This window comes from Micromonospora sp. NPDC002717 (assembly GCF_040295705.1).
In the GTDB taxonomy this organism is placed as follows: Bacteria; Actinomycetota; Actinomycetes; order Mycobacteriales; family Micromonosporaceae; genus Micromonospora.
The window spans coordinates 1-26,338 of record NZ_JBEOVW010000050.1; the positions used below are offsets into that span (position 1 = coordinate 1).

Here is a 26,338-nt window from a genome sequence, read left to right on the forward strand (position 1 = left end):
TCCGCGCGTACTCGACATCCGTCAGCTCAAACCGCCCACTCACGACAGACGTGGATAGCCGAACCTGCACTCAAGATCCAGGAGACACGCCCTAGTCGATAAGTCCTCGCCTGCCCAGCCAGGCGTCGCGCCTGGCGCGGGCTGAACGACCTGGAGATCGCGCCCTCATGTGAGCGACCAGCGGGTCAACGGTGCAGTCCGGCGGACGCGATCGTGCCGTCGACGAAGATGACATGCCAGATCCAGAGGCGCACAGCACGGTCCAGATCTCGCACAAGTGGTCGGCTCCGGCACGACGTGCAGCTGACGTCCGTCGGCTACCTAGCGATCGTCTTCTTCCCCTGCCGGCCGGCCCGGGCCTGGTCCAGCGACCGCGCCCGAGCGGCCAGCAGCGCGACCATCTCGCAGACTGGCCGCGGCCGGTCAGAACGCCACGCTGTCAGTCCCAACGGCTACGGTGTCGCCAAGCAGCCAGCAAGATCAGCGGTCGGTGCGGGAATCGTGCCATCGCCACCACCATGCTGGCGATCGTCAGACAGAGCGTTCGGGACCCACAATGGCCAAGCAACACCTACTCACCTGCATCGGTGCCGGCTCGGCGAAGTTCTGGCAGGTCAGCCAGGACGGTGCCGAGCTGAGCATCCGCTTCGGGCGGCTCGGCTCCACTGGCCAGGCGCAGGTGAAGGAGTTCGACACTGCCGAGGCGGCAACCGCGGCCATGCGCAAGCTGGTCGCCGAGAAGCTCCGCAAGGGCTATACCGAGGGCACTGTCACCGCCGTGCCCGCACCGGCAGTCGGCCAGCCGACCGCGACAGCCGCCGCCCGGCCCGCTCCCGTCCCGGACCAGGAGACACGAGCGCAGGCGATGCCTTCAGCCGAGCTACCGGACGCGACCACACATGACACGCAGGAACCCGCTCATCTCCAGCCGGCTCCGGCCGGGCCGGGTAGGGCCGACAACTCGAGCAACGCGGTCGCACCTGCAGAGGCGCTGCCTGAGGTGCTGGTCGACCCGCCGTGGTCGCGCCCCCGCCGGACCCGCGACCCGGTCGTCGTCGACGGTCTGGTGTGCAGCGACGAACCGAGCGTGACCTGGCGGCCGGGCGAGCGCGCCGCCTGGCAGGCCACGCCGTCCAAGTACGTGTCGTGGGCGAACGACCCCCAGACGAACTGGACGAGTGTCGCCGAGCACGTCGCCGGTGTCCGCAGCGACGGCTACGTCTTCGAGCACCACGAGATCTCACTGTTCACCGCGGGCCCGCAGGAAGCCGCCGAGCCGGTGATCGAACACTGGCGCACTGACCACGTGTGGGACGCCGCAGACTGGATGCCCGCCGTGCTGGCCCGCTTCCAGCTCGCGGCGCTGCCGATGGCGCTCGACGCAGCCCGGCACGGCCCCGCCCAGGTCGTGCCCTGGCTTCTGCCGTTCGCCAGCCCGAAACTGGCAGCGCAGATGGCCGAATGGCTGGCGCGGCTGAAGTCGCTGCGGCCGACCGTTCTGGCGTGGCTGTCGCGGCACCCCGAAGCCGCGGCGCGGGCACTGATCCCGCCGGCACTCGGCCGGCCGGGTCCGGCCCGGGAGCGCGCGGAGCAGGCGCTGCGCGTGCTGGCGTCGGGCAGCCACGAGGCCGTGCTGACGGCGGCCGCCGGATACGGCCCTGACGCGGCTGCCGCGATCGCGGAGCTCGTATCGTCCGATCCGCTGGACGCGCTGCCCGCCACCATGCCGGTGCTGCCCGGCTGGGCAGCACCCGACGAGCTCGCACCGATCCGGCTGCGCGACGAGCCGCGCGTCCTGCCAGACGAGGCCGTCCGGCACGTGCTGACGATGCTGGCGATCTCGCAGCCGGGCGACGTCTACGCCGGAGTCGAGCTGGTCAAGGTCGCCTGCGACGGGCCCAGCCTGGCAGGGTTCGCATGGTCGCTGTTCGAGTGTTGGCGGGCCGCCGGCTACCCGGCGGAGGAGCGCTGGGTGCTGCACTCGCTGGGCCTGCTGGGCGACGACACCACAGTGCGCGCGCTGACCCCGCTGATCCGGGTGTGGCCGGGGGAGAACGGCCATGCCCGCGCGGTGCACGGCCTGGACGTGCTGGCCGCCATCGGCTCCGACGTGGCGCTGATGCACCTGCACGGCATCGCGGAGAAGGTGAAGTTCAGCGGTTTGAAGCAACGCGCCAAGCAGAAGCTGGACGAGGTCGCCGAGCAGCGCGGCCTGACCTCGCAGCAGCTGGCCGACCGGCTGGTACCCGACTTCGGTCTGGCCGACGACGGCAGCCTCAGCCTCGACTACGGCAACCGCCGGTTTGTGGTCGGGTTCGACGAGCAGCTCAGGCCGTATGTCGCCGGCGCCGACGGCAGACGGCGCAAGGACCTGCCCAAACCCGGCGCGGCAGACGATCCGCACCTGGCCCCGGCCGCCTACCAGCGCTTCACCGCCCTGAAGAAGGACGTGCGCGTCGTCGCCGCCGACAGCATCCGCCGGCTGGAGCAGGCGATGGTGAGCCGCCGCCGCTGGAAGGCCGAGGACTTCAACCGGCTGCTCGTCGGGCACCCGCTGCTGTGGCACATCGTGCGCCGCCTCGTCTGGGGCCGCTACGACGACACCGGCGCGCTGATCGGCGGGCTGCGCGTCGCCGAGGACCGCAGCCTCGCCGACATTGACGACGACATGGTGCACCTGCCGGGCGAGGCCGTCGTCCGGGTGGTGCACCCGGTGGAACTCGGCGACAGCCTGCCCGCTTGGGCGCAGCTGTTTGCTGACTACGAACTCGTGCAGCCGTTCCGGCAGTTGGCACGGGAAGTGAGCAGCCTCGGCGCGGACGAGCGTGTGTCCAGTACGCTGGACAGGTTCGCTGGCCTGAAGGTCCCCACCGGGCGGCTGCTCGGGCTCGAGCGGCGGGGCTGGCGGCGCGATCTGCCCGAGAACCAGGGCTACCAGAACGCGATCGAGCACCGCCTGCCCGGTGGCCGCACCGTGGTCATCGATCTCAACCCGGGCATCCCCATCGGCGCCATCACACACGAACCCGATCAGGTCCTGGAACGGGTGTGGCTGCGCGGCAACCGCGACGACGACGGCCTACACGGCAGTGCCGCCACATTCGGCGTCCTGCACCCGGTGACCGCCTCGGAGATCTTGTCCGATCTTGACGGACTCGTGTCTTGACCTACCAGGCCACGGCTCGCATCCGTCCACCTGCGCGGGTCGGTGCCCCGCATCGTGACCCTCCACCGGCTCCGGCCCGGGCGCGTGGCTTCGGCGTGTTGTGCCGCGTGGAGGTGGAAGGCACCGGATCCTACGCTGTGGCCCTGACTCGACTGTTGCATTGGCAGATCATCACCGCCGTGGAGGTCAACCTGACGGACCGGCAGCCTGGCGCCGCCAGGGCAAAACCGATGCCACCGCCGCCGCCCACGCCGTCCGGTCGGCACAAGCCCAGTTGGCCAGGCCTCAGCCCTCGGTGACGAGTCCGGCCTCGCGGGCTTTGACGACTGCCCGCACCCGGTCCGGTACGCCGATCTTGGTGACCGTCGCTCACGCGCTCAACAGCCGCCCCCGCAAGACACTCGGATGGCGAACTCCCGCAGAAGCCCGCAACGATCACCTACTCTCAATCCAAACAAGCGGTGTTGCGACGACCCCTTGAACCCGGGAGGTACACCTCGGCCGACTTCGCCCGAGCCTGCGCCCGATGGAAGGTACGCCAGTCGATGGGGCGGGTCGGATCATGCTTCGACAACGCCGTCGCCGAGGCCACCTTCTCCACCATCAAGGTCGAGTACGTACACCGCCGCCACTTCCGCACCCGCACCGAGGCCCGGCTGAAGATCGCCACCTGGATCACCCGACTTCTACAACCGGCATCGCCGGCACTCCGTCTGCGACTGGCGATTCCCGGTGTTGGGGTGCGCTGATCTCAGTCGGGCCGCTACGAGATCCTGGGCCGGCCCTGCTCGTGCCGAATCCCACGACGACCGGCGCGGTGGAGGCGTTGGTCGGACCAGACCGTGGCTGGGCGTGGCTCGGCGTCGGGCTGGTCACCGTTCTTGCGGTCGCCGGCGTCAAAAGGGCCAAGCCCGACGAGCCCACCACAAACGACGGCTCGGCCTCGAATTTCGACCATGATCCCGAATGGCGGCTGCCCTACTAAAGCGTGGTCAGTGTTTTTGGGTCTCCCAGACCGGCTGCTGGGGCTCGTCGTTGTGCACGATGATGTCGACGTGATCGGTTGGGCGGACCGTAGCGAAGTAGAACTGTTGGGAGGGGATGTAACGCTCGCGCCAGCGCCGTTCGACTTCGGCCCGAGATGACACCCGGCGCTCTCGGATGACTGCACGATCCACGGTCGTCTCGAGCGCGGTCGACACGAAGATGCGCAGGTCCCACCGATCAATCAGTTCCGGGCGCATGAGGAAGACGCCGTCGAAGACCAGCACGGCGTCGGCGGGGGCAGTCGTGACCGGCGGGGACAGGGCAGTATCCGCGGTACGGTCGTAGACCGCGTGTTGGAAGCGTCGATCTCCGCCTGGGCCGAGCGGATCGAGCAGAACCCGGTTCAGCGCGTCGTAGTCGTGGGTGTCGAAGTAGCAGCCTTCGGCCGAGTACTCGCCGCGTGGATAGCGCTGTGCCCGTGGGAAGAGGAAATCGTCGATTGTTGCGCGGATGACGTCGCGGCCCTGCATGCGCAAGGCGACGGCCAGTTCGTCGGCGAGGGTGGTCTTGCCTGCGGCGGGCGGTCCGTCGATGGCAACCCGCGTTGGGTGTGCGACTGTGGCGGACCCGACTGCCTCAGCCAGGCGGCCGAGCAACTCGTCGCGGGTGCCTTGGTCCATGTCCTATCCGTCCTAGTCTCGCGAAGGTTGCCATGTCGAGCCGACCTTATGCGCGCCAGGCTCTTCGCACGCGCCACTGTCCGAGTGAGCAAGGTTGCCGCATGTGGAAGCGGCTTCGGTCGCACACGGATGGTCATGCCGGCGCTGGTCGCTCGGCATAGCGTGACCGGTCATGCCGCGATCAGGGTGGGGGAGCGTGGAGTCAGTGTGCCGTCGGTGCCGGCCTGCGGCGAATCCGCCACCACAGGTGGACGAGGATCGGTGGCAGCGCGATCGCGGCGCCGGCGAACGCAAGTGCCCGGGTGCGACGTTGCTGGATTTCTTCACGTAGTTCTTCATAGGTGGCGTGGTGTTCGATGACGTCGCCGCGGGACCGTACGCATTCGTCGCCGGACCCGATCTGGTGCGATGATCTAAGCACCTGAGGGACGGCTCGTAACTCGGTGGTCGGTCCATGATGGATTATGTCGGGGCCTCACGCCGATGCCCCCACGCTCTCCCCTGAATCGGCCAGCCGAGTGTGACGGCGCCAGCAGTCGGCGCCCCGCCCCAACGTGTCACCGAGGACGTTCGTGGGCGTGGGTGGCGAGCACCGCGCGCAGTTGCGATGGATCCGCCTCGACCAGCCCACGTTTCGGCAGCACCACTGACATTGCGCCGATGCCCTTCGACGCCAGCAAAACAAACGACCGGTTGGTCTCGATGTAGTAGGGATAGTGCGACCAGGCGGTCGTGGCATCCCCGGTGCTGGTGCGGAGATGGATGCCGGCATCGGTCGCCGTGGCGTGGACGGGCTGGGACAGCCAGGGGTTCCCGCGTACGAGGAGTCGAGCCTGCCAGCGATAGATCGCTGCGGTGAGGAGGCGGAGCAGCAGGATGGCGACCCCTGCGATGACGGCTGTCACCGCCAGCGCGATGGCCAAAGCAATGGCGGCGGCACCCGCCGACAGTTCCCAAATCTCGGCGGAGATGAATCCCATGATGGCGGCGCCTAGTGCGGCGACCGCGAGGACGGGAACCAGCCAACGACCCCATAGGCGGTGCTGCTGAGCTGCGATACTGTCGCGCAGATCGTCATCCGTCAGGGTGTAGGCAAGCTGAATCGGACGGATCGTGGCGCGCGCGGGCAGCATAGATCAGCACCTTAGCGTGACGGGTCGTGGCGTGGCTCGCGGCCACAGTTGCGGTCTCCGTTGGACGGAACCGCTCCCGTTCCCCGTCGGCCGACTTGGCCAAAGTGGCCAGGGCATGGCGGTGAGCTGTTGCTGCCCAGCGTGCTCCGCAGCGAGCAGGCCAGATGGGGTCCGCGCATGACAGCGACAGTCCGATGCACCCAGGGCTCGGGTATCCGCTTTTCGGCACGTCCGGATGCATGCACCCGTGAGCTGGTTACCTTGCGTGACGAGCGCATCGCGGCAGGCCCGGGCGCCGTACGCCCAAGGCCAATGTGTCTGGGCAGTGCAGCCGCCACAACTCGGAGACGTTAGGGATGGTCAGACGCATCCGCTCTTCAGCGATTAGCGCATTACTCAGCATCACGACAAGCCTCTGCGGTCCGCGTACGGACGTGCCGATGAGCGGGCACGTCGTTCTGCCCGTCCCCTGTCTGCCGAGAAAGCCCGTTGCGAGTGGCCGGCATCGGATGTTTGGTTGATCGGCCACCAGTATGGGAGGCAAGATGACGCGTATGTCGCTGCCCACCCCCACGCTGCACACCGCTCGGCTGCGACTGCGTCCCTTCAACGACGCGGATGCGAACGGCCTCTTCGCGCTGCACAGCAGTGCCTACGTGCTGCGCTACTGGGACGCGCCGCCGTGGAGCGAACGCGTGCGCGCCGAGCGGTTCATCACGGCTTGCCGGCAGATGGCAGAGGAAGGCACCGGGACGCGGCTGGCGGTGGACCGGGTTTCCGACGGGGCGTTCATCGGCTGGTGCAGTTTGACCCGGTGGAATCCGGACTACCGCAGCGCGTCGCTGGGCTACTGCTTCGACGATGCCGCGTGGGGCCAGGGCTACGCGACGGAGGCCGCACGCGTTCTGCTGCGGTGGGCATTCGACACGCTGGACCTGAATCGAGTCCAGGCCGAGACCGATACGCGCAACGCGGCATCTGCCCGCGTCCTGGAGAAGCTCGGATTCGTGCGTGAAGGGACGTTGCGGGAAGACTGCGTCGTGAACGGCGAGGTCTCGGACTCGTGGGTTTACGGGCTGATCGGGCGGGAGTGGCGGCCGTCGTCCGAGCCGGTTCCCGCCCGCTAAGTCCTCCTCGCTCGCGAGAGGGCGCCCGGCCTCCGGGCGCTTCGTCCCGCTGGTTGGAGGGGCCGGCACAGGGCACTCTCTTGCCAAGATCCGAGAGCCGAGCGCAATGTAGCGCCACCCAGCCAGCTCAGCCCCATCATGCCGATCTGCCGATGAGCGGATGTCTGATCATGCTGAGCCAGGTTCGGGCCTGCGGCTTCTGCGCGAAGATGTGGTCCGTGACGAGCGTGGGGCATCGGCAACGCCTGGACGGCCGCCTGCTGGCCTGTCGGGGTCGGCCGGGTCGGGGCTGGCCCGCCGCGGGGACGCCTCGTAGGAGATGAACTCGAGCAGGCTTCCATCAGGATCGCGAAAGTAGACGCTCGTCCCTGTCCCGCCGGCACCGAATCGCGGAACAGGTCCTGTTTCCACCTCGACATCGTGCTGTCGCAGGTGTGCCACCGCCTCCTCGATCGGCCCCTCCCAGACGAAGCAGATGTCACTGTTCCCCGGGCGAACGGGGAGACGGGCAACGTTGTCCGCAAGGTCGACACCCGGCCCATGAACGTTCAACTGGTTGGGACCGACTCGGAACGCAACGCGGTCGCCGCCAACGCTGATCACCTCAGCACCGACGACATCACGATAGAAGTCGGTGGAGACCCGCCAATCCGAGACAGCAATGACGGCGTGGTCCAGCCGAGTCACGGGCACCATCTCACGACCTTACTTCGCGAGGTCGCCCACGGTCGTCCGGATCTGCCGCATTCCGCTCGTCGCGGCTGTCGACGACTGGTCCGGACCGGGAAGTGCCGTTGTGTAGGGCTTCGGGTCCTGACGTTCTCGTCGTAGGTTTGATTGGGTCGCCTGTCAATCTCTACTGTCGCGCCGTGGATGTGGACTGGAACGCGGAGTTGGTCGACCAACTTGAGTGGCACTGGCAGCATCAGCTTCGGCCACGGCTGGACGGGCTGACCGATGACGAGTACTTCTGGCAGCCGGTCCCCGGCTCCTGGACTCTAAACCGGCGCGGCCAGAGTTCTGCGCCGACGTCGATCGGCGCAGGCGAATTCACCTTGGACTACGCCAGCCCGCCCCACGACCGCGCGCCGGTCACCACGATCGCCTGGCGGCTGGCGCACCTCATTGACGTGTTCGGGCCACCCACCGCACCCCACTTCGATGGCTCGCTTGCTGGTCACCGGGCCGTCGCCTACGCGGGCACCGCCGAGGCGGCACTGCGCCAGCTCGACGATGGGCACGATGCGTGGATCCGCGATGTCCGCCACCTCGGCGCAGCCGGATTAGCTCAGCCGCAAGGCACCATCTCACCGCCGGAGTACGCGGGCGCACCGATCGCGAGGCTCATCCTGCACGTCCACCGCGAGGTCATTCACCACGGCGCCGAGATATCGCTGCTGCGGGACCTCTATCTATGGAAAGGCAGCCGAGGTCACCTCTGACGTCCCGGTAGTCGTACCGATCTGGTGCACGCGCATGCCGCGAAGCGCTCGTCACGCAAGGTAACCAGTTCACGGGTGCATGCATCCGGAATTGCCGATGAGCGCATCGCAGCCCTCATGCCTTATCTTCGGGTCGCTTTCAGCGGTTCTGTCGCTCGATGCCGCGCCGGACGAGGCCGCGGATGCCGGGGAGGGTGATCGCTCGGATTATGGCGTCGTTCATCCAGACGTGGAACCGGCTCGGTGGCGCGTACTGGTACATGCCGCGGCGGGCGAGCGCCTGCCGCTTGACGATCTCGGGGCGTAGGCCGGTCTCCCATTCCGCGAGAGCGGAGGGGATGTCGTGGCCGTGTCGCTGTAGGGCGGTGCCGAGCTGGTCGGCGCCGGCGAGTGCTAGGGCCGCGCCGTGTCCGGCGAAGAGGGTGACGCACCAGGCCGCGTCGCCGAGGAGCACGGTCCGGCCGGTGCTCCATCGTGGCACATCCACCTGGCTGATTCGGTCGAAGTAGGCGCCGGCCGGGTCGGTCTCCAGGTGACGGATCACCTCGGGTACGCCCGCGGCCAGGTCTCCGAACGCTGCGCGAAGCGCGTCCACCGGTCCGCGTTCCAGCTCCCGCCCTGGGTTCGCGCAGCGGTACGTGAAGAAGGCCGAGGACCGTTGCGGGCCCAGGTTGATGATTGCCGCCGTGCGGCCTGGGCCGATGAAGGTCGTGGCGGACGACTCGGGTACGGCCGCTACCGGATGCGTAATCGGGAACGCGGCCACGACGTACGGCAGGTCGACGCGATGATCGGGGCCGAACATCGCAGTCCGGGTCGCGGAGTGAACGCCGTCGGCGCCGATGAGCAGGTCGGCGTCCTCGGTGGTGCCGTTGCTGAGCCTGATCCCTACCTGGTCGGCCTCCTGGTTGATGGTGGAGACGGTGGTGCCGAAGCGGATCTCGGCGTGGTCGCGTACCTCTTCGTACAGTGCGGTCTCGAGGTCGCCTCGGAACACCGTCATGGTGCGGGGGCCCAGTGTGGCCTCGGCGACGGCTGAGGGCACCGTGAGCTTCGGCCTCCCGTCCGCTCGGACCAGCACGGTAGTGAACAGGCCCAACGCGCGGTCGGAGAGGGCGGGGATCAGCCCGAGCCGCTCGGCGGCGTCGTAGCCCGCGCCGAGCAGGTTCACCAGGTAGCCACCGCTGCGCCGGGCCGGGGCGCGTTCCACGACGAGCGTGTGCCATCCGTCCAGGGTCAGTCGTAGGGCCGTGGCGAGACCGGCTATACCGGCACCGACGATCACCGCTCGTTTCATCCGCACCCCCGGCCAGAATGAGCAACTGCTCAAACAGTATGAGCACATGCTCATATCGGCGCAACATGATTTAGACTTCGGGGCATGCCACGCGGAGTCGCCATCGCCGAACCTCGGCAGCACCTGTTCGCTGCCGCGGAACGCGTGATCGCCGCAGAAGGCCCCAGCCAGCTCACCAGCCGAGCCGTGACCCGCGAGGCCGGCGTCGCCACGGGGCTGCTGTTCGCCCACTTCGCGAACTTCGACGACTTCCTGGTCGGCTACGCGGTCGACCGGAGCTTCCAGATCGCCGGCGCTGCGGCCGGCCTACCCGGGCGCGTTGGCACCGGCACGGTCGCCGCGAACCTCAGCGAGACAGTCCTCGCGACCCCGTTGATCACCCTGCTGGCCATCATCCGGCTGATCGCCTCTCGGCCGGCGTTGGCGGCAGACGTCGAAGCGGTGCTGGGCAACGGAACCGCCGCACTGCGCCCACTCGAACGCGCAGCCGTCGAATACCTGGTCGCCGAACAACAACTCGAACGGATACCTGCAGGCACCGACACCGAGGCGCTGGCTCTGGCCGTGGTCGGCGTGCTCCACCACGTCGCACTCACCGACGGAACCGACCCGGCGGCGGATGGCCGCATCCGCCGCACCATGGCCGCACTGATCGACGGCTCCCAAGCCGTCACTTCCTGACTCGATCCCGCGCGACCAGACACCCGCCGCCAACCATCATCCGGACCTGCCGCGAAGCGCTCGTCACGCAAGATAGTCGGCTCACGGATGCAAGCATCCGGACGTGCCGATGAGCGGTCGCCGCGACATGCGCATCCTGCGTGCGTCGGTCGGGTGCACGTGTTGTGCGGGGGTGGGACCGGGTGGAGGATTAATGGGCAATCGCACTCGGCGACCTGAGGGAACTCTGAAAAGGTTGCCCGACCTCCGATGAGTTCCAGCACGGTGCCGGGTCTTCAGGCATATCCACCTTTCGCGCGCGAATTTGGAGGCACCTTGAAGCTCTTGCTTACGTCAGGCGGCGTCACGAACCCAAGCATCCACTCGGCGCTCGTGCAGCTCCTCGGCAAGCCGATCGCCGAGTGCCACGCCCTCTGCGTCCCGACAGCACAGTGGGGTCACCCGATGTGCGGTCCGAAATCGGTGCGGGGTTTCGTAGCCGCCGAGCCCATGTTTCAGTACCTGTCCGGCCTGGGTTGGGCGTCGCTCGGTGTCCTCGAGCTCACCGCACTGCCCACCATCGGCGCGGAGCGATGGGTCCCCTGGGTTCGGGAGGCCGACGTACTCCTGGTCGACGGCGGCGACGCGACGTACCTGTGCCACTGGATGCGGGAGTCCGGGCTGGCCGATCTGTTGCCATCGCTGCCCGACGCGGTCTGGGTGGGGGTGAGTGCCGGAAGCATGGTGATGACGCCCCGGATCGGAACGTACTTCGTCCAGTGGCCGTCCGCGCCGGACGACCGCACCCTGGGAGTCGTCGACTTCTCGATCTTCCCGCACCTGGACGCTTTCCCCACGAACACCCTGGCCGACGCAGAGCGGTGGGCCGCCGAAATCGGTGTCCCGGCCTACGCCATCGATGAGCAGACGGCCATCAAGGTCGTCGACGGCTCCGTCGAGGTGGTCTCTGAAGGGAAATGGAAGAAGTTCGGGTCGTAGCCGCCCGGCATCCGTGACGTCGCGTCGTTTGGACGTGACCCCGTCGACTTGCAGCACTTCCGAGAGCGCCCGCCCATGTCGCAGGTCGCCTGCGTTGCGGCCATCCGGATCTGCCGCGAAGCGCTCGTCACCGAAGGTGACGTCGGCGCCGGTCGCCGATGTCTGGACGTGCTGATGAGCGCGCACGCGAACAGCGGTGCCGGCCGCGGGTCAGGGGTGCCGGATTCGTAGCGGTTCTTTTCCGGCTTCGCCACTGGTCGCACCTCGGCCCTGGTCAGACGCGCGCTTCTGCCGTGATCCGCTCGTCGCGATTTTGACATTGCGACTCGGCGCCAAGCGGGATCGAGGCTGAGAACGTACGCCGATCAAGGTGCAACGATGCGGCGAATTGCTGCGATCCGGGTGATCCAACTACTCAGCCGAGTGATCTTGACAACGTCGCCGGTCTTCGGGGCTTGGATGATGAGCCCTTCACCGAGGTACATGCCGACGTGGCGCGGGTTGGCCATGGTGCCTTTGCTGCCGGGGATGAGGACGAGGTCGCCGGGCAGCATGAGCGCCGGGTCAGCCACGGGCTTCCCGGCGTTGGCCTGGTGGGTGGTGATGCGGGGGATTGAGATGCCGGCCGCCCGGTACGCCGACTGCATCAGCGACGAGCAGTCGCATTGCTTGTCGGGGTCACCGGAGTGTGGGTCGGTGCAGGTTCCGCCGAAGTAGTAGGGCGTGCCGAGCTGGTTCACGGCCCAGAGGATGGCGGTGGTCACGGCGGGTGGGGTGCTGGCGGGTAGTGCGAACCCGGCTGGGAGGGCGGCGAGCGCGTTGGTGGTGCAGTCGGCGAGGGTGCTGGTCAGCTGCTCCACCACGTGCAGGGCGTCGTTGGTCCACTTGGTGTACGCGTCTGGGAAGGCGGAGATCTGTACCGCCTGGGCGGCTTGGGTGAGCGGCATCGTCTCCCAGCCGGGGATGGTCAGGAGCTTGTCGAAGAACTTGCCCGCTTGGTAGGCGGGATCGGACAACTGCTCGACGGTGCCCCAGCCCTGGCTCGGGCGTTGCTGGAACACCCCGATCGAGTCGTGGTCGTTGCGGTCGCCGAGGAACGGCAGGTCTCGTAGGCCGGATTCCTGCATGGCGGTGGCGACGCCGACGACCCAGCCCCAGCGGGACACGCCCTTAGCGACGCCGGCGTCGATGATGGTCGCGGCGATGTCGAGCTGCTCGGTGTCCCAGGTGCTGGTGTCGGGTGGCTGGCCGGAGGGGCGTACGGCGGGTGCGGCGGCGATGCCGCATCCGCCGGCGCCTCCGCCGAGGACGGACGACAACAGCAACATGGGCAGGCCGAAGCAGGCGACGATGACGACGGTGACGATGCCGATGATTGCCTTGGCCATGGTGGTTACCTTTCGTGCAAACAAAAAGGCCGGTCTACGCGCGAGTGCGCGGCCGGCAGGGGGTGAATTGGGGATACGGGTTAGAGGACGTGGATGAGCCGCAGCAGCCCGTGGGCCTTACGGAGGAAGTCGGCGATCAGATCGCTGGCCTCGAACAGCGGGTGGCGGCGACGCCTCGGTAGCTGGCGGCGTCCGAGGCGTAGTGGTAAGGGGGTAGCGGATATGGGCGCTCATTGGCTGCCCGCCCGGTTTGATCGCCACCTGGTCGTGCCCGGCTGTGCCATGGGGCGTGTCTCTTCCTGTTTGCGGGCCGGGGCGGCGGCACGGGTGACCGCCGCCCCGGGGGGTGTGGACGAGGGTGGTCAGACCTTGAGCAGGTCGAAGGCGGCCAGCTTCAGGTCGCCGACGTTGCCGGTCAGCACCCGGTTGGCGCGGGCGATCTCGTTCTTGGCGGGCTGGTAGTGGTCGAGGTACTCGGTGATGGCCTGGAATCCGGCCCACCGGCTGCCGGTGATGGCTTTCTGGGTGTCGGCCTCGCGGATCAGGTACTTAAGCGTGCCGAGCCGCTGCTTGGCGTTGTTGCGGGTCTGCTCGGAGGCGTTGTCCTTGACCGGCCACACCTGCGCGACGACGTTCTCGAACTCGCGCATGGTCAGCTCGGTCTGGAGCATCCGTTCGGCGGCTTTCTCGAAGGTCTCCATGTACTTCCACATCAGGCCGAGGGCTTCGCGGGCCTGGCTGATCTGGGAGTTGACGTTGGAGGTGTGCCGGAACGTGTAGTGCCCGACCGCGTTCGCGAAGGCGGCGCGTTGGGTGTTCGCGCACACCACCCGGATCGGGCTGGCGTCCACCCGCAGCGCGGCGGTGCCGTCATGCGACGTGGTGCCGATCAGGTAGATGTCCATGCGGTCCACCCCGCCGATTTCCATCGCGTCCGGGAGCTTCAAAGTGACGAACACGCTCTTGCCTCGGCGCAGGCTGCCGGCGGTCTCGAAGTGGGCGCCGCCCACCTGATCCACGAGGCGATCCAGCATCTCGGCGCACTGCTCGTTCTGGACCACGGTGTAGTCGGTACCGACGATGCCCAGGTACTCCGTCTCACCGGTGACCGGGTTGCGGCGCACGGTCATTCGCTTGTCGTCGGCGGGGACCTGCACCTCGACGCCGTCGACGAGGTCGACGCCGACGGTGGGGATGGTGCGGACGCCCCAGTCGCCGAGGCGGGCGGCGGCCATGATCTCCTCGGCCTTCATCGTGTCCTGGGTGACGGTGCCCAGCTGGTGCCAGGCCGACAGGCGGGCGCTGGCGAAGGCGGTCGTTCCGTCCGCGAACGTCTCCAGTTCGTGCGGCACGGGGTTCTCCTCTCGATGTGCCGCAGGGGCCGAGCACACGGCCCGGCCCCCGCAGTGGGACAGGGATTCGTGGGTCAGGACTGCTCGGCGGCGTTGCCGCCCTGCTCGGTGCTGCCGGCGTCGGCCGGCGCCGGGTAGGCGAAGGTCAACGGAGTGTCGGAAACCAAGAGGATGCGGCCCGCAGCGGCGGCCTTGGTGCAGTTGTTCCGCACCGCCCCGGAGCTGACCACGCGGCCGAGCTGCCCGCTGATGACGGTGGCGATGTCCTGCGGGGTCATCGCCTTACCGGGGTTGGCGGCCAACACGTCAAGAGTCAGCTTCTCCAGCTCGCCCCGGCCGAACGGCTGGCTGCCATCGGCGTTGACGGTGACGTCGCCGCGCCGGCCCACGCTCCTGGCAACGCCCGTCGCGCGGCCGGTGGTGCGGGTGGGCAGGGTGACGACGTGGGTCTCACCGTCCGGGCCGACGACGTGCAGCGTGCCGTCCGGACGGATCAGCGGCAGCACCGTCGCCGTGGCGCTCGGCGCGGTCGCCAAACTTCGGTTGACCTGGAGGCAGAGCGGGCAGCGGGGCGGCTCCGGGTTGGGGTCGACCTCGCTGGCCTTGGTCGGACCCGGGGTCCACCGTTCCGGCAGGCCGGGCAGGCGGCGCGCGGCGTCGGCCTGCTCCATTGCGGTCAGCAGCCGGGTAGCGGTCGGGTGCCCGATGCCGCTTTCGGCCACGATTACGTCGAGCGTTGCGCCGTCGTCGCCGTGGTCGGCCAAGACGCCCTTGATGGCCATGACCTTGCGGTCGCCGGGACGCGTCGGCTGCGCAACGGTGACCGTCCGACCCTCGTCGTCCTCGCCGTCGTCCTCGTCGTCTGAGCCCTCGTCGCTGTCGTCGTCCCGGTCGGTCTCGTTGCCGGGCCGGTCGGCCGGCTCGGTGTCGCCGGTGTCCGGCTCGTCGGCCGCGTTGTCTAGGTCCGGGCCGTCGAGATGCTCGGTCTCGTCCGCGCCGGCCGTGTGCTCGTCGCCGACGTCGGCGACGTCGTTCGGCACAGCATCGGTGGCCTCTGCCAGGGTTGCCAGGGACCACCGGGTCGGCGTGCCCTCGGCCGGGTCGGCATCGGTGCTCACCGCGACGATCACACCGGCGTCGGCCAGGGTCTTGATCGCCTTGTCGGTCGTCGACCGGGCCTTGCCGGCCTTGTCGGCCAGCTCGTGGACGTTGCCCTGACCGATCTCGGTCAGGGCGTCGAGGACGGCCCGCGTGGCAGGCGTCAGGGACAGGTTCTCCATCGAGTTCCCTCCTTGGGAACGTGGGTTGGGAATGCCGGGCACGGTGATGTGCCGGGCGGTGGTGCGCCGGTTCGCGGGCAGCGGTCCGCGCGGCAGGCGCGTGAAACGGTGCGCTGCCGTGCTCGGTGCTGCTGGATTGCGGCCCGGTGGCCTCGGTGCTGCGGGATGCAGCCGAAAGGGTTAGTGGCCAAAGACGGCAAACTCGTCGGCCGCGGTTCGCAGGATGTAGCGCCCGCACTCGGCGAGGTCGCGGTAGATCCCGGCGTCAGAAAGGTGCGCGGCGGCGGGGATGGGATCGGAGGCGTGCTGGTCGAGGGTGTGGTTGGCCGCGAGGGCGACCGATTGACCAGACCGCGTCGAGGTGCCGCTTCTAACTGGCGAGGTGAGCGAGTTCCGCCGGGGTGAGCTGGGTGGGGGTGCGGCTACCCCAGGCGTCGGAATGGCGCAGGTGCCACCAGCGCAGCAGCGACCGGCAGGCCGAGGCCAGGTCGTCACACACCGGCAGCGGGTACGCCATCCCGGAGTGGATCTGGCAACGCCGCGGGTCGGTGTACGCGGTCGGCGCCCACCTCTGGTCGGTCTCGGTGACCTCGCCGACGACGCGATCAGGGTACGGGATATCGAAGGCACTGGCGGCCTCGGCGTCGGGTATCACCAGCCAGGTGCGCGAATCTTTGAGCCGCAGCGTCGCCACGCCACGCGACGGGTCGCCGCGCCGCAGGAGCAGATGCCGCTCGTCGCCGTCGCCGATCGACCGGTGGTTGCGCCAGGCACGGTAGGCGGTGACGAGTGCGGCCCCGAGCACGATGTGCCGCTCGCGGGCGACGAGCGCGTCGGTGAGCGCCTGGTGGTAGCCGGCCATGTGCAGGTCGGCGCGGGCGGCCAGCCCCTGCCGGGCCGTTTCGGCAAGCACACCCACCCGGACGAGGGCCTGGCCGAGGCTGGTGGTGCTGTCGGTGAACTCGCGGGCGGTCTTGTGCAGGACGCGGGCGAGGTCGCCGAGGGCGTCGAGGGCGGCGGTGTCGTGGCGCCACAGGTGCTCGGGTAGGACGTCGTTGGTGTCGGCGGCGATGCGCCGCAGCGCCGGATCGGTCAGGAACATCGGGATTCTCCTTGGCGGGCGTCGGGGGCGGACATGCCGAGGACCGGTCGCAGTGGGACTACGACCGGCCCTCGGTGTGTCTCAGGCGGAGGAAACTGTGACGGCGCACAGTCGTGCGTTGGAGCGCAGGCTGCGCACGTAGGCGCATGCCTCGTTGAGGAAGCGGAACTGGTCTGCGACGGAGTCGCTGGCTGGGGCGAGGAGGCGGCCGTCGGTGGTGATCAGCGCGTCGCCGATCAGCGCGATGCGCCAGTAGAGCCCGACGTAGGTGGCTTCGCCGGCCTGGTAGACGGACAGCTCGTAGGGGTCGAAGGATCCGGCGAGCATCGCCAGGACGCGGGGCTGTTGCTCGAAGCGGCGGCGGGCCTCGTCCAGGGTGACCTTGGCCGGGTCGGCGTGGTGCTGGGCGAGGTAGTCCTCCCAGGGGCGGGCGGGCTTGGTGCTGGCGTTGATGTGGGTGTTCCAGGCCCGCCAGCGCAGTGCGGCGTCGTTGGCGGCCTTGGCGGCGGTGCCGGTCAGGTCGAGACGGCTCTTGCGGCCTCCGGCGGCCAGGGTGACCGCGCCGAAGCGTCGGGCGGCATCGAGCAGGTAGTAGCCGAGGAACCGGGTCAGCCAGCCGATGAGGCGGCGGTGGCGGACGCGGTAGCGGCGAGCCGGGGTGCCGCTGACGTGCAGGAGGTCGTGGACCTTCTCCGAGGCGGCGAACCAGTCGGCGTCTTCGCCGGGGGCGAAGCAGACGGTGACGACCAGATCGGTGAGCGACTTGGGCATGATGGCGTGCTCCCTTCGCGACAAGGGCGGGCATGAAATGGGTGTGGGGTGGTGCCACCGAGCGCGGCGTCTGAGCCGGGAAGCTGCCGTGAAGGCGCGGGGCGTGGATCACGAGCCGACCGCATGGGGTGGGCTGCGGGTGATCCCGCTGGCGCGGGCAGATCCGAGGAGGAACAGACGGGCGGCGGTGCGAGCAAAGAGGAAGCTGCACCGTAGCGTCGTGACCTGACAGCACCCGCCCTGTCAGGAACTGCGATCATGCCTGTGACCTGCGGTGACAGAACTCGCCGTGCGCCTGTCAGGGTCTGTCAGAGGACGAAGTCCCCGTCGTCGTCGTAGTTCGGGTTGTCCGCCACGGGCTGGCCGTGGTCGCTGGGCAGTTCGGCGAGCCGGACCCGACCGGTGGCGCCGACCGGGAGCCAGACCGCTTCGGCAGGGTCGCTGGTGTGGGTGGCGGTCGCGACCGGGACATCGCCGCGCCGGGAGTGCAGGAGCTGGTGGAGGTGTTCCTCGCGGTGGTGGCTGCCGAGCCAGAACAGCACCGGGTAGCGGGGGCCGCCGCGGCGGATCAGCTGCGCGTACCGGTCGAGCTTGGCCACCACCCGGCCCAGGGGTTCGGTGCCGGTGTCGGCTTCCAGGAAGAACCCCACTGTGGTGTCGTCGACGCTCCACAGGCCGTGCCCATCGGCGGTGATGGTCCGGTACTGCTTGGTGGTCAGCGACTCGGACCACCACCGGTCCAGCCGCGCCGCGGGGTGGTGGCGGGCGTGCGCGGTGAGCTGGACGAAGAACTCGTTTGTTGTGAGCAGGTGCGTCAGGTGTGGGTTCGCCGACAGTCGCTGCACGGTCTGCCGGCTCGTGCGGAGGGTGGGTTCGGGGCGTTGGTGGGCGGCGGCTTGGAACCGGTGCCCGTTGTGACCGAGGGTCCAGTGCCATGGTTGGCTGCCGCCGCCGTCGCGGGCGAACCGGAACCGGTCCAGCAGGTCCAGGGCGGCAAGCTCGCCGAGGCGGATCTGACAGGTACGGCGGGCGTGGAACAGGATGCGGTGGATCTGGTCGGTGGTGAGGACGTGGTGGTCGTCGAGGAGTTGGAGCAGCAGGCGGTCACGGCTGGTGATGTGGGGATAGATGGCCAGCAGCCCAGCGGAGCGCGATTGCGGCATAGGTGGTTTCACCCCGTGGAGAGAGAGTCCCGTAGGGAGTCGGGATAAGTCGATCTCGCGTTCGGTCCTGTTGTCGGGCGAGTTTGGACAGGTCAGGCACCTGACAGGGTGGGTGCGGAGGGCTCGTCTGGGGCCTCGTGTCGCGGACACCCCCAAACGAGCCCCCGATGCCGCACCCAGCCGAGCCCCCGAACGCACGACCCGAGTGGTCAGCGGTCGGGGGAGTGCATGCGCCGGCGCATCGCCGTGCGGGCGAGCTGCTGCATCGGCGGCTCACCATCAGCGCGGCGGTGGATGGCGGCGCACTCCTGCCGGATCGCGGTCGCCTCACCCACGACCCGGGCCGGCGGGTTGGTGGTGAAGGTGAACGCGGGCAGCTCCCGGTTGCCGACCAGCAGCCGGGCGGCAGCGGTGTAGACGTCGAGGTGGGCGAGGTCGTGCTCGTCCAGCTCCGGTGTGGTGTGCCGGGACAGCTCCCTGGCGTCAGCCGGGTCGACGGTGAAGAACAGCTTCGTCCGCGCGTTGGCCGACACCGCCGCAGCCAGGTCCTTGGGTAGCTGCGCCAAGTCCTGGTGCGCGAGCACCAGCCCGAGCCGGAACCCGCGGGCCTCGGCCAGCATGTCCCCGACACTGCCCGGCAAGGTGAGGAAGTTCTGGCACTCATCGATGTAAAGGCAGGCGTCCCTACGCTGGTCCTCGGGAATGGTGGCCCGCGCGATGGCGGCCTGCCACACCCTGGCGACGATCATCGAGCCGAGGATGCGGCTGGTCTCCTCGCCGAGGACGCCCTTGGGCAGCCGGCACAGCAGGACTCCGCCGTCGAGGACACGGCCCATGTCAAACGACGAATGGGCGTTGCCGATCACCGATTTCACGAAATCACGAAGCAGGAAGGCCCGCAGCCGGGCGAGGACAGGCGCGATGACCTGGCCCCGGAACTGCTCGTTGATGCCGTCGTACCAGAGCCAGAACCCGCCGAGCCCGTCCGGGTCGTCCAGGCCGTGGGTGAACCTGGCCCGAAACTCCCGGTCCTGCAACAGCGACGGAACCAGACTCAAGGTCGGTTTGGCGTGCCGCATCAGCGTGAGACAGGCGACGCGCATGGTGTCGTCCATCCGCGGACCCCACTGGCCTTGAAAAATCTTGGCGAAGATCCCGACGAGGTTGTCCACGGCCAGATGCGGATCACCCTGATCGTCGAGAGGGTTGAAACAGCCCGGGTTCTCCTGGTCGGGATCAATGATCACGATCCTTGTGCCGTGGGAGGCGGGCAGCCGGTCGAGAATGTCGGTGATGAGGTCACCACGCGGGTCGATGACCACCGTTCCACGGCCGGACTTGATGTCGCTGAGGATCATGTTCAGCAGCAGCGTGCTCTTACCGACGCCGGTCTTGCCGACCACGTGCACATGTTGGCGGGCGTCGGTGACGGTCAGGCCGACGCTGTGGTGACCGATCTGCGACCGGCCGAGCACCTTCACGCCTCGGCCGCCGGCCGGCACCTGCACCGGCGCCGGCACGGCCTTGGCCCGCGCCCGATTGAGGCCCGGCACCGCGAGGTCCTGCGGCAGCGCGGCGAGGGCCGCGAGCTCCGGCACGGTGGCCAGGAAGCCACGCCGCAGCCGCCGTGCGGCGATCGTGGCGACCGGTCGCGGCACCTTCATGCGTCGTAGCTGGTTCGGGCCGGTGTACGCCGCGGCGGCCGCGGCGATGGTGTGCCGAAGCTCGATGAGGCGTGTGCGGATGTGCGCGGCCCGCTGCGCGTCCGGTGGTGTTGTGCCAGTGTCGGCCGCCACGGCGAACCGGACCGCGATCTCGAAGTGGGGCACCCGCACGGCCTTGTTCACGACCGTGCGAGCGTCGGCGGCGGCCACCGGGTCCCGCGCGGCCGTCCGCCCCGCGGTGGAGCCCGCCGGGGTGTGCGGTCGGGACGAGCCGGGCGTGAAGACATCAAGAAGCCACAGCAGCGGTTCGATGGCCAGCCTCGTCGCGCCCGCGACGGCGCGGGTGGCCACATCGGGCCGCCCGTGGGGATGGCTGCTGGTGCTCGCCGCCGCCCGCCTCGCCGCACGGACGCGGCGAGCGGGTGCCGGGCGGGCGAGGATCTGCACGCACGCGTGTTCACGGTGGCGTACCTCGGCCCCGGCGGCGAGCAGCGCCCGCAGCGGGTCGGCGTCGTGCTCGCTGCGCAGCGGCAGCACGTCGGTGTGCTGCGGCCAGTGCGCCCCACCCACCTCCTCGGCGATGGTGTGCGGGATCGGCGCGGCGGCGTCGGCGGTGGTCATGGTCGCGGCGGGCCAGGCTGCCCGGACGGCGGCTTCGACCGCGCCCGGCGGCACCGTGCCGGGTACCCACACCCGAATGGTCAGGGCACGCCCGGTCCAGGTGTATTCCCAGCCGACGTGCGGGTAGCCGAACACTCGCCGGCGCCACACCGAGGGCGTCAGCACGCCGACGAGGGTGGTCCAGAAAGCGGCGGCGGCCTCGGCGGTGACCTGCGGCGGGGCGGCGATGGTCAACCACCGCGCACCGGTCGCGAACCACCGGTGCCGCCAGGCGAGCACCTGATCGTGGCCGAACACCGTACCGACGATCGTGGCGGCGGCGATGAAGCCGAGCCACGGCCGGGCGATGATCCAATGCCCGACATCGGCGGGCCAGGTCGCGGTGGCCATCATCGGGCCTCCCCGATGCCGGTCACGGCGATCCGGTGCTCGGCCGCCGACCCGACAGCGCGGAACGGAATCCGGCTCCGGCCTGCGACGAGCAAGCCCTCGCCGCGCGGCGCCGACAGCAGCAGCCGTGACTCTCCAGCGGTCAGGCTGAACGCGTCACTAACGGCGTCGATGGACTGCGTGCTCTGGCGCATTAGCACCTGGGTCGCGGCATTGGACACCACGGCGAGGCCGAGGTCGGTCGACAGCACGTCGGCCGCGTCCTGGGTGATCACGCACAGACCCGCCGCGCGTTTGCGGGCCGCCTTGGCCATCCGGAACAGAAACCGGCTGCCTTCGCCGTCGCGCATCAGCAGCCACGCTTCGTCCACCACGACGAGCTGCCGCCGCCGGCGGGCGCCCGTGGCCGCAGTGTCGATGCCCGACCAGATCGAGTCGAGGGCCAGCAGCGTGCCCACGGTGCGTAGCTCGTCGGGCAGGTGCCGCAGCGACCACACCACCAGATGCCCGCGCGGGGTGGTGGTGGTCGGCCCGTCGAACAGGCTGGCGAAGTTCCCGACCGTCCAGGGGGCGAGCCGGGCGGCGAGTTGCCCCGCGGCCGGGTCGTCGTCAGCAGCCAGCACCTCGGCCAGGTCCCGCAACAGCGGCGCGGGCCTGGTCCAGGTGGCCGGGTCGCCGTTGATCCCCGCCGTGGCGTAGGTGGCGGTGATGGCCCGATCGAGGGCGGCGCGTTCGGCCGGCGGGGGAGCAGCCCCGAGCATGACCGAGATCAGCGTGTGTAGGTACAGCCCGCGCCGCGTCAGGGCGTCGGGCCGGTTGTCGGCGGGCAGGTCCAAGGGGTTGATGCGGACACCGGATTGGCCGAGTTGCACGACCGTGCCACCGACATGCTCGGCGAGGGGCGCGTACTCGTCCTCCGGGTCGATCACGCTGACGGTCGTGCCCTGGTACAGGTTGCGCAGCACCTCCAGCTTGACGAAGTACGACTTCCCCGCGCCGCTGCGCGCCAGGACCACGCTGTTGTGGTTGTCCTGCGCCCACCGGTTCCAGACCACCACGCCGTTGGACGTGGGGTTGACGCCGTACAGCACGCCGTCGGGTGGGGCGACGACGCCGGGGGCGGGGGCGGCGAGGTCCGCCGAGGCGAGGGGGAACGCCGCCGCGAGGGCGGTGGTGTCGAGGATGCGGCGCATCCGCAGCGGGTCCACGCCGACCGGCAGCGTGGCCACCCAGCCCTGCTGGTGGCGGAACGTGGCCGGCTGCAGATCGAGGAGAACGCTGGCGGCGGCCGACTTCACGCCCGCGGTGACGGTGCGCAGCTCGTCGAGGTCGCGAGCGTGAATGGTGACGTAGATGCCGACCTCGAACAGCTTCGCCGCGCCGCGGGCGACGCGTTCGGCGAGGTCAGCCGCGTCTGCCGCCGCCGCCTCCACCAGCGGGTCACCCAAGCGTCCCTGGTCGGCGTCCAACCGCCGAGATGATTCGAGTCGGGCACGCTGGCGTTTGAGCATCGGCGCGGCCAACTGCGGCAACACCGGGTCAAGGTGCACCGCGACATCGACCCGGCCGGGGTAGGACAGCAGCGGATCGAGCCAGGCGGGGCCAACCTCGGCCGGATAGCCGCAGACGGCGTAGGTGGCGGCGTATCCGTCGCCGACCTGTACGTGCGACGGGGTGACCGACAACGCGGCCGGGGAAGGCATGCCTTCCCCGGCCGCGACACTCTTCTTCTTTGGCTTCAACAGGTTCACGGTGTGCTCCGTAGGGTGATTGGGGCGCCGGGCACCGCGCGAGGGCCAGGCGGTGGGGGAGAGAAGGGGTCTACTGCGGCGGCCAGCGCGGAGGCGACGGCCGGCCCGTCGAGTGCGGCGGCTTCGACACCGAGGCCGGACAGCGCGCGCACGGCGGTGTCTGCCGCGTGTTCCCCGGTGACGACGGCGAGGACCTGACGGCGCAGCGGATCACGCTCGTTGTCGAGGTCGAGAAGGAACTCGGCGTAGTCGTCGGCGGCGGCCCGCAACGCCGGATGCGGCAGGCGCGGCGCGTGGTCGACCGTCGCCTGCGCGTACGCGGTCAGGTCGTGCCGCTGGGCGGCCACGACGATCTGCGCCGGCCCGGTCAAGCTGTTGAGGAACCGACCGAACCCGTCCAGCAGCGCTGCCTGCTCGCTGCCGGTGCGTAGGTGGATGTTCGTGGTGCCGCAGGCGATCAGGACCTTGTCGCTGCCCTCGCTGGTGAGCACGCCGGTCGGGCTGACCGCCGTGACCGGAGAGCGCAGCGGCGCCGGGACGCTCGGCCTTGCGGCCACGACCGCGACCGCGCTTGCCCGAGCCGTACCCGGCGCGAGCGTGCGCGGACTACGGGACAGCGTGAACCCGTGCCGCAGCCACACGTCCAGCGGCAGGCCGTCACGGCGGCCGAGCGCCACCACGATCGCGATGGCCATCACGATGACCCCGGCGACGATCCAGACCACCGGCGGCAGCAGGGGCCCGAACGTGCGGTAGAGACCGAACCCCGCCAGGCCGACGCCGCCGATGATGCCGAGCTGCCGGAACGTCAGCCCGAACGCGATACGGTCGGGCTCGTTGACGTTGGCCGGAATCCGTGCCGTATACGGCCCGTCAGTCTCGTCGTACTTCGGACTCATTGGTGATCACTCATCCGTTCCATCCGTTGAAGGGGCAGAGCTTGGTTGTGCTGTTCACGCAGCGCAAGCGGCATGGTCTGTTCTTCGTGTGTGAGGTCGAGGGGAGGCCGCGGATCACGGTGGCTCAGGACTGGACCGACCGGGGTGTCGCGGCGGCATCGGATCGGCTGGCGGTGGAGGGCTTGTCGGCGGCGCGGACGCTGATCGACAAGATCGATCCAGCGTTAGCTGTGGCGGATTCCCATGAACTGGCTCCCGACGCTGAAGTGAACGGTGGTGGCCCGAGCGGCCGGGAACGGGGACAGATGAACGGGTGGGACGTTCGCCAGGCCGTGATGGTCGTGGCGAACATGGTCGAATCGCTGTTGCACGGAGCAAGCAGTGATGACGTCCAGCTCGAAGATCACCTCGAGTCATCTGTCGAGGCTGGCGATCGTGTACCTGCGGCAGTCGTCGATGGCGCAGGTGCGGCAGAACACCGAGTCCACCGCCCGGCAATACGGGCTGGCGACGACCGCCGCCGAACTCGGGTGGCTGGCCGAGCAGATCGTCGTCGTCGACGCCGACCTGGGTGTGTCGGGCCGGTTCGGGTCCGAACGCGACGGCTACCGGGAGATCGTCGCGAAGTTGTGCATGGGCGGGGTCGGGGCGGTGTTCGGCCTGGAGGTGTCACGATTCGGGCGCTCGAACGCTGACCTGACCCGGCTGATGGAGTTGGCGAGGCTGACCGACACGCTGCTGATCGACGCCGATGGCGTGTACGACCTGGCGAATGTGAACGACCGGATTCTGTTGGGCCTCAAGGGCCAAAATGTCAGAAATCGAGATGCATTTCCTGCTCGGCGGGTTGCACGGGGCGAAGCGGCTGCGGCCCACCGCGGTGAACTACGCCATCCCCTGCCCGTCGGGTTCGTCTACGACGACGAGGGCTTGATCGTCAAAGACCCCGACGAGCAGGTCCGCCGCGCGGTCGAGGACCTGTTCGCGGAGTTCCATCGGACAGGGTCTGCGTTGAAGACGGTCCGGGCGTTCCACGAGCCGGGCAGGTTGTTCCCGCAAAGGGCGTGGGCCGGAGCGTGGGCGGGGACGATCAAGTGGGGCAAGCTCACCCACGCCCGGGTGGCGCAGGCGTTGAAGAACCCCACCTACGCGGGGGTGTACACGTTCGGCAAGATCCGCGAGGTGCGCCGGGTGCTGCCCGACGGCACGGTGCGCTCCACCCACCGGCGCCGGGCCCGCGAGGAGTGGACGGTCCTCATCGAAGACCACCACGAGGGATACGTGACCTGGGCCGAGTACCTCACCACCGAGGCCAAGCTCGCCGCGAACAACACCCAGCGCGGTGCCCGGCCGGTCCGGGAGGGCTCCGCCCTATGTCAGGGCATCATCTTGTGCGGCACCTGCGGCGGCCGGGTCGGCACCCGCTACAGCCGCTAAGGACCGCAAGGTCACCTACAAGTGCGCCGAGCCCACCACCCGGTGCCGCACGGTCACCGCCGATACGGTTGACGACACGGTCGCGACGTTGTTGCTGAAGACCGTTACCCCGCAACAGATCCAGGTCGCCCTGGCCGCTGCCGACGAGGTGATCGACCGGCAGGTTCGCAGCCACCGCGCCGCCGAACTGGCCGTCGAACGCGCACGGTATGAAGCCGACCGCGCCGAACGTGCCTTCAGCCAGGTCGAACCGGACAACCGGCTCGTGGCGCGGACGCTGGAAACGCGGTGGGAGGTCAAACTTGTCGCCCTCGCCGAGGCCGAGGCCGCGCTGGCAACCGCCCGCGCAGTCAAGCCCGCGGTGCCCGACCACGACGCCTTGCAAGCCCTGGCCGCAGATCTTGCCCGGTTGTGGGATGCGCCGACGACCAGTCACCGCGATCGCAAGCGGTTGCTGCGCACACTGGTCGCCGATGTGACGCTTCTCCTAGTACTCCAACGTCACCTGGCCTGTCTGCGCTGGTAGTGGGATCGGCGGGCTCGGGATTGGGATGTTCGTCGCCAGATCGACCAGTGCAGGATGTGCTCTGGTGGGAGCGCCACGGCGAGGACGAGGGCGTTGAGGAGTCTGCGGATCTCGGCGACGGTCAACGCGATGATCTCCGAGTCGGCGTTGGGTTGCTGCGCGGTGGCGGCGAGGATGGTCAGGACGGCGAGAGCGAGCATGGCCAGGGTGACGTGGCGGTGCCAGCCGGTCCAGCCGCGGACTTGGTAGTGGTCCAGGCCGACCTGGCCTTTGCCGGTCTGAAACAGCTCTTCGATGCTCCAGCGGGAACCGGCGACACGGACGAGGGTGTGCAGCGGGACCGGTCGGGGTGACCAGCACAGGTAGAAGGCCAGCTCACCGGTGCTCCGGTTGCGGCGGATCAGCAGCCACCGGTGCTCATCCGGCCGGGTGGCGATGGTGATCCAGGCCCACAGGTAGTCGCGGGGACCTTTCGCCCCGGGTCCGCAGCTGTGCTGCTGCCA

At 69.2% G+C, this 26,338-nt stretch carries 22 protein-coding genes and 3 pseudogenes; 11 read left to right on the forward strand and 14 right to left on the reverse strand.

The window, feature by feature from the left end:
- The first annotated feature begins 556 nt into the window (after positions 1-556).
- The 4 genes and pseudogenes from ABT006_RS33380 to ABT006_RS33390 all read left to right on the forward strand — a co-directional run bounded on the left by ABT006_RS33380 (position 557) and on the right by ABT006_RS33390 (position 4,151).
- Complete coding sequence (locus tag ABT006_RS33380) at positions 557-3,166, forward strand: DUF4132 domain-containing protein (protein ID WP_350712468.1); 2,610 nt, start codon at positions 557-559, stop codon at positions 3,164-3,166.
- 355 nt (positions 3,167-3,521) lie between these two features.
- Positions 3,522-3,647, forward strand: a pseudogene (locus ABT006_RS35205) (IS30 family transposase); the annotation flags it as partial.
- Complete coding sequence (locus ABT006_RS33385) at positions 3,628-3,915, forward strand: integrase core domain-containing protein (protein ID WP_466024989.1); 288 nt, start codon at positions 3,628-3,630, stop codon at positions 3,913-3,915. The pseudogene ABT006_RS35205 and the gene ABT006_RS33385, both read left to right, overlap by 20 nt.
- A 68-nt stretch (positions 3,916-3,983) precedes the next feature.
- Positions 3,984-4,151, forward strand: coding sequence for a hypothetical protein (locus tag ABT006_RS33390; RefSeq protein ID WP_350712469.1), 168 nt, complete (start codon positions 3,984-3,986; stop codon positions 4,149-4,151).
- Positions 4,152-4,158: 7 nt separating this feature from the next.
- On the opposite strand, the gene ABT006_RS33395 is transcribed toward ABT006_RS33390, so the two are convergent.
- Together ABT006_RS33395 and ABT006_RS33400 are read right to left on the reverse strand one after the other, a co-directional pair.
- Complete coding sequence (locus tag ABT006_RS33395; RefSeq protein WP_350712470.1) at positions 4,159-4,833, reverse strand: cytidylate kinase family protein; 675 nt, start codon at positions 4,831-4,833, stop codon at positions 4,159-4,161.
- Positions 4,834-5,390: 557 nt separating this feature from the next.
- The gene (locus ABT006_RS33400) at positions 5,391-5,966 is read right to left on the reverse strand and encodes a YcxB family protein (RefSeq protein WP_350712471.1); all 576 of its coding nucleotides are present in this window, start codon (positions 5,964-5,966) and stop codon (positions 5,391-5,393) included.
- 554 nt (positions 5,967-6,520) lie between these two features.
- Here ABT006_RS33400 and ABT006_RS33405 point away from each other — a divergent pair.
- Positions 6,521-7,093 carry a GNAT family N-acetyltransferase gene (locus ABT006_RS33405; protein ID WP_350712472.1) on the forward strand — a complete coding sequence of 191 codons (573 nt, stop codon included), beginning with the start codon at positions 6,521-6,523 and terminating at the stop codon, positions 7,091-7,093.
- A 168-nt stretch (positions 7,094-7,261) separates the two neighbouring features.
- Here ABT006_RS33405 and ABT006_RS33410 read toward each other — a convergent pair whose 3' ends face one another.
- Positions 7,262-7,789 carry a VOC family protein gene (locus ABT006_RS33410; protein WP_350712473.1) on the reverse strand — a complete coding sequence of 176 codons (528 nt, stop codon included), beginning with the start codon at positions 7,787-7,789 and terminating at the stop codon, positions 7,262-7,264.
- Between the two features lie 179 nt (positions 7,790-7,968).
- Here ABT006_RS33410 and ABT006_RS33415 point away from each other — a divergent pair, with 179 nt between their 5' ends.
- Entirely contained in the window at positions 7,969-8,535 is a 567-nt protein-coding gene (locus ABT006_RS33415) for a DinB family protein (RefSeq protein WP_502891056.1), read from the forward strand.
- A 139-nt stretch (positions 8,536-8,674) separates the two neighbouring features.
- Here ABT006_RS33415 and ABT006_RS33420 read toward each other — a convergent pair whose 3' ends face one another.
- Positions 8,675-9,832 (reverse strand): FAD-dependent monooxygenase, encoded by a 1,158-nt coding sequence (locus ABT006_RS33420; protein WP_350712475.1) that lies wholly within the window; start codon positions 9,830-9,832, stop codon positions 8,675-8,677.
- Positions 9,833-9,916: 84 nt separating this feature from the next.
- On the opposite strand from ABT006_RS33420, the gene ABT006_RS33425 reads away from it, so the two are divergent.
- Together ABT006_RS33425 and ABT006_RS33430 are read left to right on the forward strand one after the other, a co-directional pair.
- Entirely contained in the window at positions 9,917-10,513 is a 597-nt protein-coding gene (locus ABT006_RS33425) for a TetR family transcriptional regulator (protein ID WP_350712476.1), read from the forward strand.
- 315 nt (positions 10,514-10,828) lie between these two features.
- On the forward strand, positions 10,829-11,491 hold the full coding sequence (locus tag ABT006_RS33430; RefSeq protein WP_350712477.1) for a Type 1 glutamine amidotransferase-like domain-containing protein: 663 nt from the start codon (positions 10,829-10,831) through the stop codon (positions 11,489-11,491).
- 365 nt (positions 11,492-11,856) lie between these two features.
- Here the strand turns inward: ABT006_RS33430 and ABT006_RS33435 are convergent, their stop codons facing one another.
- The 9 genes from ABT006_RS33435 to ABT006_RS33475 all read right to left on the reverse strand — a co-directional run bounded on the left by ABT006_RS33435 (position 11,857) and on the right by ABT006_RS33475 (position 23,872).
- Positions 11,857-12,879 (reverse strand): C40 family peptidase, encoded by a 1,023-nt coding sequence (locus ABT006_RS33435; RefSeq protein ID WP_350712478.1) that lies wholly within the window; start codon positions 12,877-12,879, stop codon positions 11,857-11,859.
- A 362-nt stretch (positions 12,880-13,241) separates the two neighbouring features.
- Complete coding sequence (locus ABT006_RS33440) at positions 13,242-14,231, reverse strand: DUF932 domain-containing protein (protein WP_350712479.1); 990 nt, start codon at positions 14,229-14,231, stop codon at positions 13,242-13,244.
- 74 nt (positions 14,232-14,305) lie between these two features.
- The gene (locus ABT006_RS33445) at positions 14,306-15,511 is read right to left on the reverse strand and encodes a MarR family transcriptional regulator (RefSeq protein WP_350712480.1); all 1,206 of its coding nucleotides are present in this window, start codon (positions 15,509-15,511) and stop codon (positions 14,306-14,308) included.
- Positions 15,512-15,881: 370 nt separating this feature from the next.
- Positions 15,882-16,613, reverse strand: coding sequence for a hypothetical protein (locus ABT006_RS33450; RefSeq protein WP_350712481.1), 732 nt, complete (start codon positions 16,611-16,613; stop codon positions 15,882-15,884).
- An 81-nt stretch (positions 16,614-16,694) separates the two neighbouring features.
- The gene (locus ABT006_RS33455) at positions 16,695-17,384 is read right to left on the reverse strand and encodes a hypothetical protein (protein ID WP_350712482.1); all 690 of its coding nucleotides are present in this window, start codon (positions 17,382-17,384) and stop codon (positions 16,695-16,697) included.
- A gap of 308 nt (positions 17,385-17,692) precedes the next feature.
- Complete coding sequence (locus tag ABT006_RS33460) at positions 17,693-18,547, reverse strand: replication-relaxation family protein (RefSeq protein WP_350712483.1); 855 nt, start codon at positions 18,545-18,547, stop codon at positions 17,693-17,695.
- Between the two features lie 209 nt (positions 18,548-18,756).
- Entirely contained in the window at positions 18,757-21,225 is a 2,469-nt protein-coding gene (locus ABT006_RS33465; protein ID WP_350712484.1) for a type IV secretory system conjugative DNA transfer family protein, read from the reverse strand.
- The gene (locus ABT006_RS33470; protein ID WP_350712488.1) at positions 21,222-22,925 is read right to left on the reverse strand and encodes a VirB4 family type IV secretion system protein; all 1,704 of its coding nucleotides are present in this window, start codon (positions 22,923-22,925) and stop codon (positions 21,222-21,224) included. The genes ABT006_RS33465 and ABT006_RS33470 overlap by 4 nt, the downstream gene beginning before the upstream one ends.
- 44 nt (positions 22,926-22,969) lie before the next feature.
- Positions 22,970-23,872, reverse strand: coding sequence for a PrgI family protein (locus ABT006_RS33475; RefSeq protein WP_350712485.1), 903 nt, complete (start codon positions 23,870-23,872; stop codon positions 22,970-22,972).
- Positions 23,873-23,874: 2 nt separating this feature from the next.
- Between ABT006_RS33475 and ABT006_RS33480 the strand changes: the two are divergent.
- The 3 genes and pseudogenes from ABT006_RS33480 to ABT006_RS33490 form a co-directional block, all read left to right on the forward strand.
- Positions 23,875-24,075 (forward strand): annotated as a pseudogene (locus ABT006_RS33480) (DUF5372 family protein); the annotation flags it as partial.
- A gap of 181 nt (positions 24,076-24,256) precedes the next feature.
- On the forward strand, positions 24,257-25,309 hold the full coding sequence (locus ABT006_RS33485) for a recombinase family protein (protein ID WP_350712486.1): 1,053 nt from the start codon (positions 24,257-24,259) through the stop codon (positions 25,307-25,309).
- Positions 25,310-25,397: 88 nt separating this feature from the next.
- Complete coding sequence (locus ABT006_RS33490) at positions 25,398-25,835, forward strand: hypothetical protein (protein ID WP_350712487.1); 438 nt, start codon at positions 25,398-25,400, stop codon at positions 25,833-25,835.
- On the opposite strand, the pseudogene ABT006_RS33495 reads toward ABT006_RS33490, so the two are convergent.
- Positions 25,811-26,338: pseudogene (locus ABT006_RS33495) on the reverse strand (IS701 family transposase); the annotation flags it as partial. The gene ABT006_RS33490 and the pseudogene ABT006_RS33495 sit on opposite strands and share 25 nt — an antisense overlap.